The following is a 12,420-nucleotide window of genomic DNA, read 5'->3' on the forward strand; positions in this document are numbered from 1 at the left end:
GATAGTCATCAACTGACGACACTTTTATTTGTTTACTCTCAGAGTCGCGAAATAAACTGTGAAATCGGACATGGTCCTCCTTGCCTTTGTCTAGGAGCAAGTCAAACCACTTGAGTAGAACGTAATCATGGGTTGCCACTACCACTTGCTGTCCGTTTCGCGCCAACTCAAATAATACTTCCACGACCAACTTCATGAGCTTCGGATTAAGATTGGATTCTGGTTCGTCCCATACCAGCACCCCGCTTCGACCAGGATCAAGCTCATGATTTTCAAGCAAAAGCTGTAAGGTCCCTAGTTTACGCAGACCTTCCGCCGTCATGTCTGCTGAATCACGGCGGCTAGCACGGAATGTCAACTGGTTATAGTTTTTACTTTCTTTATCCTTGACTCTTTCATAATGTCCAGTTTGAAACGCAATGGCCACCTTTCCGGAAAGTTCCGAAACGTTAAATCGTCCACCAAGTAGCTCAATGAGTTTAAGGTAGATCGAACCAAACCTCGGGTCTTGGTCGATTTTGTCTTCTGATTTGAAGGGGGGCTTTTTTGCCAGCTTTTTAGCGATATCGAGGTAGCTCTGGTCAAATAGAGCCTGTAGAGTTTCGCTATTCCCTTTACTTGCCAAGATGCCTTTCATTAATGAAAGCACCTCTTTTACAGGGATGAAATTTGGCTCTCCTACTACTGGCGTGCTAACAAATCTCTCTTTTGCCAAGTGCTTTGAGTTCGCTGAAAAATTGACATGTAAGACTTGGCCGTTTGCGAGCTGACAAGAAAGCTCAGCCTTTGATTTTCCATCATCACCAACTAGCCCTTTCAGAGAGTTGCTCAAGGGCCGATAAAGCCGTAGCATTTCTTCGGACGTCGCATCTTGAAGCGCAAGCGATTTGTTGGCGAAATACAGCGCTTTCAGCAACTGTGTTTTGCCGGTACCGTTTTCACCAATGATCACGTTGATCTTGGGTGAGAAATCGATGTCCAGATCACCGAATGACGTAAAGTTTTTGAGTTCAAGCCGGTCTATCATCATTACTTCCCGATTGTTCACTATCCCCTGATCCAGCACCCGGTCGGCCACTGCCCTCACTTGCATGCGGAAATACGCGCGGCGCTCGTATCCGCTCGTATTTTTCGTGCGCCGCACGTATTTTATCAGCTTCGCTCATATCGAGTCCCCTTCCCCTGGCCTACCGGGCGTATCACACCCTTGTCTTTCAAGCGGTTGAGCAGCCGAGTGGCTTGGAAAGGGCTGATATGGCACAGATCAGCGGCATCCGCTCGTTTGATGCTGCCGTGGGTATCGATGAAATTCAGCACCATTTGCTCCTGTTGGATGGCATCGAACCCCGCCTGGCGAACGTAGGCCGCCTTCTGTCCCGCCCCCCGGTAAACCTTGGCGCTCAGGGTGTAAGTGCGGCCCTTGCCGGTGCCGTGGGCTTCCACCATGCCTGCTTCCACCAGCTTTTCCAGGGTGCCCCGGACCACGGTTTCGGGCTTTTGCACGGATTTGGCCAGGTCCGCCGTTCTTAAGCGCCGCTCATTGCACAGCCGGGACAGGATGATCAGGCTGTCGATGGGCATGGCGGCGCCGGTCTGTTCCTCACGCTCGACGATCATCCGCAGGAATTCGGCGTCCGCGTCCGCTGCGCTCATGCGCACGGAGACGGTGTGAGCGGACGACATGGAGTAGTCGGGGGCGGTGCGCCCGTAGCGGAGCATACCCTCGAAGATCCGGTCGATGCCCCGGCCAGTGCGTTCGGCAAGGCCGATGCGCTTGATAATGTCAGCCAGCAAGGGGTTACGGGAGCGAGGGTCGGCCACCAGCAGGTTGTCCAGGTTTACGCCCTCGACAAAACCACCGGGATTGCTGATGCTCAGGCCGTCGTCGTCCAGTTTGACGTGTACGGCGCCCAGGGCGCTGTAGTCGCGGTGAACCAGGGCGTTCACAAAGGCTTCCCGGAAGGCCCGGCGGTCGAAGTTGGGGATGGGCACGCGAAACAGCCCGACCTGAATCTCCTCTTCCTCCACCCGGGCGCGGAATAGCACTTCGACCTCTTCGAAGGTCTCCAGCAGTGGTTTGCGGTAGAACTCATTGACCAGGACATCGGTACCGCGCAGCACCTGGAAGGCTACCTCGTGGGAGGGCAGGTGTTGTCGGAGCTGCATGTCGTTCCCCAACAGCAGCAGCCCTGCCACGGTGGGGTGACGCTGGCCTCCCACGCTCACGGTCAGCCCCAGGGCGCCGTCCAGCTCATCGTCCGCCAGGGGCATCAGGCTCTGGTCGCCGCCGTACTTCTTGATGGCGTTGCGGATTCGGATGCGCTGAATCGGGTCCAGATCTTCAACCGCCAGGTTTTCCACCGGCAAGGCCGAGGGGTCCGTTACTCCCAGGCTGGACTGGCGCTGAACAAACTCATGGGGGTAGAAGGGCACGGCCTCCGGAGTGCCGTCCATTCTCAGGCGCCGACGTTGCAGCAGGCCATCCGAGGTGGACACCAGCTGCCGGGATTTGGGCACCTGGATTCTGGCAATAGGTTGCCCTTCCAGCTCAAGGGCCTCAACGCGCACAGCCAGCGAGGGAATGGTCTTGTTGGCAATCAGCGCGGGCAGGCCGGCGAGGTTGCGGTGATTGGCATGCAGCCCGGTCGAGGTGCCATCGTCTTCAACACCCAAGAACAGGTCGCCGCCCTCGGTGTTGGCCAGGGCCACCACCGCGGCCACCAGATCCCGGTCCGGCAGGCTTTTGACGTCGCTCTTGAACTCGACGGCGAGGCTCTCGCCGCCGTGAATGAGTGCCTGGATTTCCTGTTCGGCTTCGTGCATGGCTATCCCCAACATCGACCGGTTAGACGGTTCGGCATGCTTAGATCTGAACCTTGCGGCCTTGCTGGACTTCAGCCAGCAGGGCCTCGCGCAAGGCATTCAGGTACCGGTCCACGTCACCCTCGTTGGCCAACCAGGCCTTGTCGAACGCGACACGGAGGTTGCGGGTGTGAACGTAGTCGGCGGGCGATTCCTTGACCTCGTGAGGCCCCCCGTCATTCTGGTCTTCACTCTGGCCACCTGGGGGCTGATCGGGGTCGTCTGCCGGTGCTGATTTCTGATTGGCCAGTGCCACCATTTTGCCCAGCAGCTTCTGGTAGCCCTCTTCTTCAAAGTACCGGGTCCGGTCCTTGATCACGGCAATCAGGCGCTCCTGCCCAATGTAATCGACCAGATCCCGGAACGGTTTATTGAGCTCATCCTGACGCGGCTCCGGCAGGGACTGATATTCGTCCATGCTTTGCATGCGTTCCTGCATGGTCTTCAGGGAGGTTTCTGCCTGAGCTCGGGTTTGCTGCACTTTCTCGTCGATGCGCTCCTGCAGGCTATCCAGTTGGCCCTTGAGCTGCTGAATGCGATTCCCTTTGTAGCAGTTGGGGTCGTTCAGGATGGTGCGGATCTGCTCGATCTCATCCCCGGACACATAGATAAAGTTGGGCTCCTGGCTCTGCAGGAAGGACCGAGCCTGGTTATAGATGTCTTTTTGTGAACCGCCCATAAACTTGCGGATGGGGTCGATGACATCCTCTTTCAGGTCCAGCAGTTGATCTTCCTGCTTGCCCAATTCCGTCAGGTGCCAGGTGTAGGGCTTTCCGGCGACCTCTTTCAGCGTCACCAGGGCAGGTTTCAAGGCATTAAGAAACGGGTACTGGTCGACCTGTGCTACCCGCCGGTCCAGGTCGTGGTACATGTCCTGGAAGGCTTCGCCGGCCTCTTTACCCAGGGCCTTGGCTTCGCTGCTGCGGGGCGGGCTGTCGAAGAAGTCCTCGTAGAATGACTTGAGGGCTCGGACCTGAGAGGCGGTGAACTCAATCTGTGGTTCCAGCACCACGTTGCCGTGGCCGTGAGTGTTACGCAGGGCGCGCTCCAGCTCGCTGTCCTCCAGGATATTCCCGTCGAGACGAACTTCCACCTTGCCACGGGCACACAGGTTGGCCAGGGTGCAGAGAATCGCGGCGTAATACCAGCCATAGGGTTTGCGTTCGAACTTTTCCAGCAGGCTCTTGAGGGTGGTGCGGACACCGCCCCGGTTGTTGCTCTGAATGAACGCCAGCACTTCCTGCTCGGATTCCGCCAGGGCCGTGGCGTCATTACCGAAAAGGCCATCGTCTGTACGGTTGAGGCAATTGCTGATGTCGCTTTCCGTGTAGGAAACGCCGCGCAACATGCGGAGGTTGGGGTAAGCCCGTGAAATTAGCTCATGGAAGCCCCGGATAATACGGGTCTGGGGGTCCTCATTCGCCACTTCCACATCAGCGCCGCCAATGAGCAACTTGGACTTGCCAATGAGGGGCTGAACCTGCTGCCGGAGCCTGGCCTCGCGCTCACGGTTCTGAAAGCCCTTGTCATTCAGGATCCGCTTGACGGCTTCCTGCTGGGTAACGGAGATGTTCTGCTTGATGTATTTTTCGGTGCGCTTGAACATGAGCAGGTCCCGCACCAGGCGCTCGTCCGACGGCATGAGCACGAACAGCTCGTCCGCCTTGTAGGTTGAGGCTGTACGGAGCATTTGCTCGTTGTCAGTATGCTCGTGGAACGGGCTGATGACATTGATCGAGAGCTCGTATTCACGCCCATGCAGACGATCATCCAGTTTGCGCGAATAGGAGTAGTCCTGCCCCTGGTTTTGGGAGGAACCGGCGTCATAGCGGATTTTGCGCTGTTTTATAACAAAGTCGAAAACGATCTTTTCCAGCTCGTCCGCAACGTCCGATGACTCAACCTCTGTGTTCTTGATCTCCTGCTCGACGTCCTTTTCCTCGTCCGTCAGGTACTCATACTGGTCCCCGTTTCTCTGTATGTAGGTCTGCTGCTCCAGAAGGCTCAGGGCTTCCTCGACCTTGGTGCGAAGTGCCGGCAGATCCTGATCGAAGGCATCCAGCATCAGCACGCAAAGGTTGCGCACCGTGGGCTTGAATTCCTTGACATATTTGACCAGGAACAGGGCCTTCAGCAACCGGATAGCGAAGGCATTATCGAGGTGGTTTTCGGCCTGAATAATCGCCCGCTGTATTTGTGATTTCAGTGCGGAGCGGATGCCTTCAAACATCAGGTCAAAGGTGGCCAGCTGGCCCACCTCATGGTTGCCGATGTGGATGGCCACCTGCTGGAAAACCCCTAGCATGGAGCGTTCACCGACGGAACTGTGTTTACCCTCGAAGGCGTTGTGCTGTGACAGGTTCTGGATCGCCGATTGAAACAGCGCGAACTGGTAGGGGACGAAGGGGTAGCTGTGGATGAAGTGGTCCCTGTCCCGGAAGTTCCGGTAGGTAGCCGATCCATCCGCGAAGTCAAACAGGGTTTTGAAGTTGTTTGCCTGCGCGTGATAGACGTCCGACAGCTGATTGACACCATCTTCGGTCTTTGTCAGCAGGCGTTTCTGGATTACTTCCGCGACGTCCGCGCTGGAGAGCTTCATGCGGTTATTGAACCGCGCCTGAATTTTCGAGAAGTCGTGGCCCTGCTGCTTGCCCATTTCGCCAACCACGTTTTTCATTTCTTCCTGGGCGGTGACGATAATCCAGGCCCGGCCCCGACACTTGGTTGCGAGGCTCTCGGCAATGGTTTGCAGGTTGGTCATCAGCTTGGTGTTGTCGGCGATGTACTGGCCGACCTCGTCCACAAAGAAGTTCAGGCGGAACTCTTTGTGGCCACCCTCTTTTGCCTGCTTCTCGATATAGGCATTCACATTGTCCGCGAAGTCTTCAATTGAAACTCGGTATTCGCTGCGGTACTTGTCCAGAATGCCCGCTGCCGACTGCGGGTCGCCACCGGTCACAGCGGCGTAGGCTTTGGCAATATTGGGGCCTTCCAGAAGGGCTTGCTCCCGGCCTTTCTGCCAGGGGCGGCCGGCGATGGCCTCGTACTCGGCTTTGAACTGCTCGTACAGGCCACGGCCGTCCAGATCGCGCTCAAACTGGGCGATGTGCCCCTGTTTGCCGTAGTAGCCGCACATTTCGTCAAAGACTTTAACGAACACGGCCAGAAGGGCATCGATCTGGGTTTTGCTGATGACATCGGCTTTCTGATCGATGTTGAACAGAATGCTTTTCGCCGGAATTGAGACAGCTCGCTTCAGGTCGCCCCGGAGAATTTCATTCTCGCTGCACTTGGGAAGGAACAGATCCAGGGTTGTAGCACCGTCCATTTCCCGGTTTTCAAGCAGAAGGGCCAGCATTTTGAGCAGGTGAGACTTACCGGACCCGAAGAAGCCGGAGACCCATACACCGTTGGCCCCTTCGTAATTGTTGTAAGCGTCCAGGAACTCTTCGAGGCGTTTCTCGACTTCGTTGGTCAGTACGTATTCTTCAATTTCGAGGCGAAGACTGGCTTCATCGTCGGCTTTGATAACGCCTTCAATGGGGCGGTCAACGGGCTTTAGAAAAATATTCTTCAATGTCATTGTACTTTCCCTTAATGATTACGCCTCGAATCGTATCGTCCGCTCAGGCTTCGTAATGAAAGATGTTGAACGCACGGTAGTACTTGTCGTCATGCAGCCTGCCGAACAGATCCAGCGATGCACCGGTTTCCAGCGAGTGGGTATAGGACCCCGGAAAGAACATCACCGTTGGCTGGTCTTTGGCGGTGCTCTGCAAGTTGTTGAGCACGTTATGGGAGCGTATGTAGGGGAAAACCTCGCCCACCCCTGAGAGAAACAGCACGTCAAACTCAACGGACTGGAGTTTTGCCGCAATAGCTGGCACCAAATGGGCTTCCGGGTCCACCACTCCCTGTAGCAGTTCTTTCAGCTGATCCTTTGAGACCGTGGGCTCGAGCTCCAACACCTGCTCCCAGATGTCTCTTTCTTTCAAAATATCGACGGCCAGGTCATACAGATTGATGCTCAGGATCCGGATGCCCGCCTGCTCCAGTCGGTTAACCAACTGCCGCTGAAGACGCTCCATTTCGACCGCTTCTTCAGGCCGGTAGGGGCAGATGAAGAAAGGCACTTCATTACCCAGCCCCTGTTTGTTCAGGAACCGTTGGCCGGAAACCACGCTGAACAGGTGCTGTAGTCGCTCCTGCATCGGCATTTTGGCAATGTCCTTTCTCAAGCTGACATCCCCCTGATATCGGATTCATAGACTGGGAAGTAGAAAAACTCGTCAGGATTGTTCTGACGCAGCAACTCAACCAGCCTGGGGCTTAGCAATATTGCGTTTATGGTTTTGTCCTTAGCTAACAACCCTGCCTCCCGCAGCATTCTGAACAGGACCTGCCGCAATTTATCGCGCGTTGAGGCGCTGGCATTATCAAGCTCGTCATGCCACTCCGATTTACGGTTGTAGAAGGCATCGAAATCCTCAAAACTGAGATCCAGCTTCATCGCGACAAACCGTTCGTGTAGCACTTCCACCGCAAAGTCCGCGATAAAGCGGTACAGGCGGCACACGGCAACCCACAGAAGGTGAGCCTGGTCCTGGTGGTTTGCCTTGGCCAGGAAAGTCAGTTCGCTTTCGGTCAACGTCTTCAGGCGTGCAATCGCCTCTCTACAGGTACGCTTTGCCGTGCTTTCCGTTCTGGCCTGTAGCAGGTTGTCATGTAGAGCTTGAGCCCGCACCTCTTCCCAGTCACATAGCGACAGGTACAGATCGGCCAGCTTCACCGATTCTCGGTGATACAGGCTGCCGGACGTGAAGGAGATGCGATACCGGCCTTGGGTCATTCGGAACGCTCGCCCTTGCTCGTTTCGGCGGCTCCACCGCCCTTGACCCACTCATCCACTTCGACTTTTTTGAACTTCCAAAATCGCCCCATGCGGTGGGCGGGCATTGCGTGCTTGTCGATCCAGCGGTACACGGTGTCATTGCTGACACCGAGGTGCTTGCCAATTTCGTCTACGGATAACCAGCGATCTTCCATCTCGGCCATGTTTTCGCTTCCTATGGGCGATGGTGTTGCCACCTCATCTGAGGCGGCACGGTCTCATGGGCGGAGCAGCCCTTAATTACATTAACAGGTCAATATATAGAGGTATCACGCCGCTTACAACCGATTTGGTCCGGATAGACCGGCAAAGGACAGCATCCATAGCCACCGTAAATTTAGGCGCGCCCAGCAATAGCTCCTCACAATAATCGGCTTCGGCGTGAACGGGCAGGTTTTTAGCGCCCATAGCTCTCACCCTCCTCGTTGGAGGGGTGTGCGCACCCGCTGGTAGCCTCCTTCAGTCCACCGAGGTGCTCCTCCAGATCTCTCAGAAGGCGCTCGCTTTTCCGCACGATTCGACAAAGCTCCGCCTGGTTGGCATTGAGCCTTCGCAACATCTCAAAACCAGTCTCAGTCTCTATGATGAGCGGTTGCTCCCAATCCTGTGCCCGCGTGAAGGCCGGTTTGTGATAGCGGAACCGACCTTCTTTGCGGATGTACTCACTGAACACTGATCGGCCTTCACTACCCTTCTTCGGTACAAAGCGATTGTAGTACCAGGACAACTCCAGCTTTCTTTTCCGGAGTCGGACGCGGCAGCCGAAGTGCCCGGGATAGCCGGGTGTCTGGTCGGTACGATGCGCGACGTTGTGGGACCAGAAGTGATCACAGAGCCGCTGCGCCAGATAGCGGTACCTCGCTTGCTCCACGTCCGCTTGCTGGTGAATCGCCGTCAGAAATTGACGGCATTGCGTGATGGCGGCTTTGATACCACGTTGGTGGTTCACATTTTGGGCTCGGCTGACCGACTCCCACTCTGCGCAGATTTCCTGGTGAGTCATTCGTTTGCTCATGGCTGGCTCCTCGCTATGGATTTGCCAACAATCGTAACCAGTCGAGTGCTTTGAGCTGCCATGTGCTTTTGCCCTTTTTGGATACAAAGGCGGGGGCGGAGCAGATCCTTTCCTCCAAGCCATGGGACCTTTCCAATTCCTGTCCACGTGACTACCTGATTTGGGACTTTCGCGTTGCGTTCCCCCTGCCCGACGGCATAGGTAGCATGGGCTGAAAGCGTCGTGCACCGGTATTTATTTGGGACCCTGGCCTCCCACCTCAGTGACAACACCGGTATACAGTGGCGTTACTTCCTCGGGGTACTTACAAGGGGCTTGGAAGAGACCTTTTGGAGCCGCAGTGTGATGCGGGCCTGTTCGGCGAAATAGCAAGGTCTCGAAAAAGTTCTTTAAGAGACTGTTTTGGTCACGTCCAGTGTTGACTTTCACATGTGAAAGTCAACGGGAGTTACCGCTTCATAAAATGATGCCGTGATGATGGCGGCTAGCGGAGACTGTTCACATTTTCGCCAGAATTTGTCCAAAAACCGATGTCCGCCACATAGAAAGCGCCTAAATCATAAAATTTATCCTTTAAATTCAGCGCTTTAATATCTTTTTCTCTTTGCGCCCAAATTGGCCAACTCCACGGTTCTGGTGTGAATTCAGGACTATTCATAATCACTCCTGTCCGTTAAACAACGAATCAGGAGTGGATTATGCAACGACAGTATTTCAACGAGACGAATGAGCGTTTGCTCACCTATGAAGAGGTTTGTGCCGTCACCCAGCTTTCGCAAGCCACGCTTCGACGGTACGTGAAAGCCGGTCGTTTCCCTGCCCCCATAAAGCCAAGCCCGCAAGGAAGAGCTGTCAGGTTCCGGATTCAGGATGTTCGTGACTGGCTGGACCGGTTGTGACGGAGGCGCGAATGAAGTTTCAGTTGAGAGACTCTGGCCTGTACTGCTTCAGCTCTGATGAATGGCAAAGGGTTGGTGGGTGGATTGAGGTTATTGCCAGAACCCGACTTTCCAACAAGAAGCACGGTCACGGTGCGCTGTTGCAATGGAAAAATATGGACAACGTCCTGCTCCGCGAGGTGGTTTACGCGCGTAACCTGAACGGTGATAACGCCCGGCAGATAAGAGAGCTGTTGGTGGACACCGGCTATCCGCTCGAACCCGGCAATGTCAGTTGGGCACGATTACAACGGTACTTGCTTGAGGAGATGGCGAAAGCGCCGCCGTCGACCACCGTCGACCGCACCGGCTGGCATGGCCCCATCTTCGCGACGAGCAGCTGGACGGCAGGTCAGGCGGATGAGCAGCACCACTTTGTCGGGCAGCTATCGACCTCACCATTGCTCCAGGAAAGCGGGTCTCTTCAAGATTGGCAGAATCAAGTGGGGAAGCTCTGTGACGGCAACCCGCTGGGGATCCTCAGCGTCGGGGTGGCACTCGCGGCGCCCCTGCTAAAGCATGCGGAGCTTGAAAATGGGGCCTTTCACTTGGTTGGTAATAGCTCCACCGGGAAAACGACGTTGCTGCAGGTGGCCGCGAGTGTTTGTGGAGCACCAACGTTCGTGAGGAACTGGGTAGCGACTGCCAATGGCTTGGCAGCCGTCGCTGCTGAGCACAACGACATGTTGTTAGCGTTGGACGAAATTGGCCTGGCTCGTCCGGAAGATGTGGATGTGGCGACGTATCATATAATGACTGGCGCCAGTAAGCTGCGTGCGAATATATCAGGGGACCTTGCTGCACAAACGCACTGGCGAACGCTGGCGTTAAGTACCGGTGAGGTATGGCTGTCGGAAGTGTTTCAGGAAATAGGGAAGTCGGTTAAAGCCGGTCAGGAGAACCGACTTGTCGAGATCCCGATTTTTGGGAAATTTGGAGCCTTTGATGAGCTGCATGGATCCAACAGTGCCCAAGAGTTCGTGGACGCGTTAAAAAGCCGCACCAGGCATTACCACGGCACACTGTTCCGGCATTGGCTCGAACGTCTTACAGAAGATGTGGATGACTTGCCCGGCTACATCCAGAGCGAGGTTGCCCGGTTGACGGAGCAGTGGAAGACCCCTCATATGGCCTCGCAAGTTGTCCGGGTGATCAGACGGTTCGCACTGATCACCGCTGCTCTGTGCCTGGCCTGCCGGAACTACCTCCTCCCTTGGACGGAAGCGGAGTCGGTTCGAGCAGTACACCAAGTAGTTGGAGCCTGGCTTCGGAGCCGAGGTCACATCTTCAATTCGGAGGAGCACCGCATTTTGGCTCGCCTTCGCGATGCCATTTACAAGTGGAATCATCGTCTCGTTGACATAGAACGGGGCGATTACGGAAGAGCAATTGGCCTGCGACGCAAAGTGGCCGGTGAGACGCAGTGGCTGATACCCAAAAATACTCTTATCAAGGAGCTTGGCCTTCGTAGTCGATACACCCGGGAAATTGAGCCGCTGATCCAGAGAGATTTCCTGGAAACCAATGAACAGAGCCGTGGCACCATGAAAATCAAGCTGCGGGATCGATCGGAGCGTTTTTTCGCCCTGTGGCCTGATCGCATCAAGGCGTATTGGGAAGCGCTACCGGATGGAGATGGACTTTCCCAGTTTCCCACTATTCCCACTGGTGATTCGGAGGTAGAGGAGGATGATTGATAAAACCTTCAGTCCGCCTTCGGAAGAGGTGCGCACCAAGCTGCTGGCTCGTTCTGGACAGTGTGAGCGGCTGGTCCGGGAGTCAGACCGTCGAGTGATTACAGGTGTCAGCCGGACTCAGTGGTGGACCTTGGAACGAAAGCGAGCGGCTCCGGCACGGCTCAAGCTAGGCTGCAACTCGGTGGCGTGGCGGCTATCGGATCTGTTGGCCTGGATCGAGCAACAAGGGGCCTGATCTGGCCCCTTTACTCTCCAGAACTGATCTCACCCTTGACGATGGGGGCAAGCCAGTCACAGAGCGCCTCGTGAGCCGCTCTTCGTTCTTCAAAATACGCATGCTTGTTATAGACCCGGTCCGTCCGGTTGCCGGGCAGCTGATTCAGGCAGCGTTGGGCCAGATTGTCATCAAAGCCGAGTTTTCCCAACTTGGTTCTGGCCGTGCCGCGAAGATCGTGGACGCGGCGCTTGTCGAATGAGAAGAGCTTTTTCTCAAAGAGCTTCTTGAGCGCATGGTTCAGCGTGTTTTCACACACGTGTGGAGTCCGTGCCTTTTTGCTGATCCTGCGAGCTGGAAACACCCAATCACTACCGCAGGAACGTACCTTCAGCTCATTCAGCCATTCCACGGCGGGCTCTGCCAGAGGGATATCGATGGCCCTTCTCTTTTTGGTCCTTTCCTCGGGCAGGTACCAGATACGGCTCTCCAGATCGAATTCCGACCAAGGCGCTGCCAGAAGCTCCATTTTTCTCGTACAGGTCGCAATCAACAAAGCACAGGCCAGGTAGTTTTCACGGCTGAACTGCGCCGGAATCACCCGGAGTTTGCTGAAGAACTCGGTGACTTCATCTTCATTCATTGGGTAGTTGGCGGCCTTCTCCTCCCCGCCGGCGTCCCTGGGGCGGAATGGCGAGGCTGGATTGAACCGGGTGACATCCAGCTTGATGCCATGATCAAACAGGTTCCTCAACAGACGCATCAAGTCATTCGAGAGGGTCGGGCGGGGCTTATTGTCGTCA

Annotated in this window: 12 protein-coding genes; 3 read left to right on the forward strand and 9 right to left on the reverse strand. The window is 55.6% G+C overall.

Annotated features, from left to right (window positions below):
• From MLC70_RS17470 to MLC70_RS17505, 8 genes are all read right to left on the reverse strand, one after another.
• The coding region (locus tag MLC70_RS17470) for an AAA family ATPase (RefSeq protein ID WP_248185653.1) at positions 1-1,078 on the reverse strand (1,078 nt) is incomplete at its 3' end.
• A 74-nt stretch (positions 1,079-1,152) separates the two neighbouring features.
• Positions 1,153-2,823: an ATP-binding protein gene (locus tag MLC70_RS17475; protein ID WP_248185655.1), complete on the reverse strand. Its 1,671-nt coding sequence runs from the start codon at positions 2,821-2,823 to the stop codon at positions 1,153-1,155.
• A 40-nt stretch (positions 2,824-2,863) separates the two neighbouring features.
• Complete coding sequence (gene brxC / locus MLC70_RS17480; RefSeq protein WP_248185657.1) at positions 2,864-6,445, reverse strand: BREX system P-loop protein BrxC; 3,582 nt, start codon at positions 6,443-6,445, stop codon at positions 2,864-2,866.
• 43 nt (positions 6,446-6,488) lie between these two features.
• Entirely contained in the window at positions 6,489-7,079 is a 591-nt protein-coding gene (locus MLC70_RS17485; RefSeq protein ID WP_345799564.1) for a DUF1788 domain-containing protein, read from the reverse strand.
• A gap of 17 nt (positions 7,080-7,096) precedes the next feature.
• Complete coding sequence (locus MLC70_RS17490; RefSeq protein ID WP_248185662.1) at positions 7,097-7,711, reverse strand: DUF1819 family protein; 615 nt, start codon at positions 7,709-7,711, stop codon at positions 7,097-7,099.
• Positions 7,708-7,917 (reverse strand): helix-turn-helix domain-containing protein, encoded by a 210-nt coding sequence (locus MLC70_RS17495; RefSeq protein ID WP_008174223.1) that lies wholly within the window; start codon positions 7,915-7,917, stop codon positions 7,708-7,710. The genes MLC70_RS17490 and MLC70_RS17495 overlap by 4 nt, the downstream gene beginning before the upstream one ends.
• A 233-nt stretch (positions 7,918-8,150) precedes the next feature.
• Positions 8,151-8,768 (reverse strand): conjugative transfer protein MobI(A/C), encoded by a 618-nt coding sequence (gene mobI / locus MLC70_RS17500; RefSeq protein WP_248185665.1) that lies wholly within the window; start codon positions 8,766-8,768, stop codon positions 8,151-8,153.
• A gap of 484 nt (positions 8,769-9,252) precedes the next feature.
• A complete protein-coding gene (locus tag MLC70_RS17505; RefSeq protein ID WP_248185667.1) occupies positions 9,253-9,426 on the reverse strand; it encodes a hypothetical protein in 174 nt (57 codons plus the stop codon).
• Between the two features lie 40 nt (positions 9,427-9,466).
• Between MLC70_RS17505 and MLC70_RS17510 the strand changes: the two genes are divergently transcribed.
• The 3 genes from MLC70_RS17510 to MLC70_RS17520 are packed head-to-tail and all read left to right on the forward strand — an operon-like array spanning position 9,467 to position 11,638.
• Positions 9,467-9,667, forward strand: coding sequence for a helix-turn-helix transcriptional regulator (locus MLC70_RS17510; protein ID WP_008174219.1), 201 nt, complete (start codon positions 9,467-9,469; stop codon positions 9,665-9,667).
• An 11-nt stretch (positions 9,668-9,678) separates the two neighbouring features.
• Positions 9,679-11,403 carry a DUF927 domain-containing protein gene (locus MLC70_RS17515; RefSeq protein WP_248185669.1) on the forward strand — a complete coding sequence of 575 codons (1,725 nt, stop codon included), beginning with the start codon at positions 9,679-9,681 and terminating at the stop codon, positions 11,401-11,403.
• A complete protein-coding gene (locus tag MLC70_RS17520) occupies positions 11,396-11,638 on the forward strand; it encodes a helix-turn-helix transcriptional regulator (RefSeq protein ID WP_248185671.1) in 243 nt (80 codons plus the stop codon). The genes MLC70_RS17515 and MLC70_RS17520 overlap by 8 nt, the downstream gene beginning before the upstream one ends.
• 10 nt (positions 11,639-11,648) lie before the next feature.
• Here MLC70_RS17520 and MLC70_RS17525 read toward each other — a convergent pair.
• Positions 11,649-12,420, reverse strand: a 772-nt coding sequence (locus MLC70_RS17525; protein WP_248185674.1) for a tyrosine-type recombinase/integrase, incomplete at its 5' end; no start/stop codon positions are given.

Origin of the sequence: Marinobacter goseongensis (genome assembly GCF_023156235.1) — a bacterium.
GTDB lineage: Bacteria > Pseudomonadota > Gammaproteobacteria > Pseudomonadales > Oleiphilaceae > Marinobacter > Marinobacter goseongensis.

Coding starts and splice junctions, on each gene's coding strand:
- brxC (WP_248185657.1), bottom strand. CDS start 6,445: ATGACATTGAAGAATATTTTTCTAAAGCCCGTTGACCGCCCCATTGAA.
- MLC70_RS17515 (WP_248185669.1), top strand. CDS start 9,679: ATGAAGTTTCAGTTGAGAGACTCTGGCCTGTACTGCTTCAGCTCTGAT.
- MLC70_RS17490 (WP_248185662.1), bottom strand. CDS start 7,711: ATGACCCAAGGCCGGTATCGCATCTCCTTCACGTCCGGCAGCCTGTAT.
- mobI (WP_248185665.1), bottom strand. CDS start 8,768: ATGAGCAAACGAATGACTCACCAGGAAATCTGCGCAGAGTGGGAGTCG.
- MLC70_RS17495 (WP_008174223.1), bottom strand. CDS start 7,917: ATGGCCGAGATGGAAGATCGCTGGTTATCCGTAGACGAAATTGGCAAG.
- MLC70_RS17475 (WP_248185655.1), bottom strand. CDS start 2,823: ATGCACGAAGCCGAACAGGAAATCCAGGCACTCATTCACGGCGGCGAG.
- MLC70_RS17510 (WP_008174219.1), top strand. CDS start 9,467: ATGCAACGACAGTATTTCAACGAGACGAATGAGCGTTTGCTCACCTAT.
- MLC70_RS17520 (WP_248185671.1), top strand. CDS start 11,396: ATGATTGATAAAACCTTCAGTCCGCCTTCGGAAGAGGTGCGCACCAAG.
- MLC70_RS17485 (WP_345799564.1), bottom strand. CDS start 7,079: ATGCCGATGCAGGAGCGACTACAGCACCTGTTCAGCGTGGTTTCCGGC.
- MLC70_RS17505 (WP_248185667.1), bottom strand. CDS start 9,426: ATGAATAGTCCTGAATTCACACCAGAACCGTGGAGTTGGCCAATTTGG.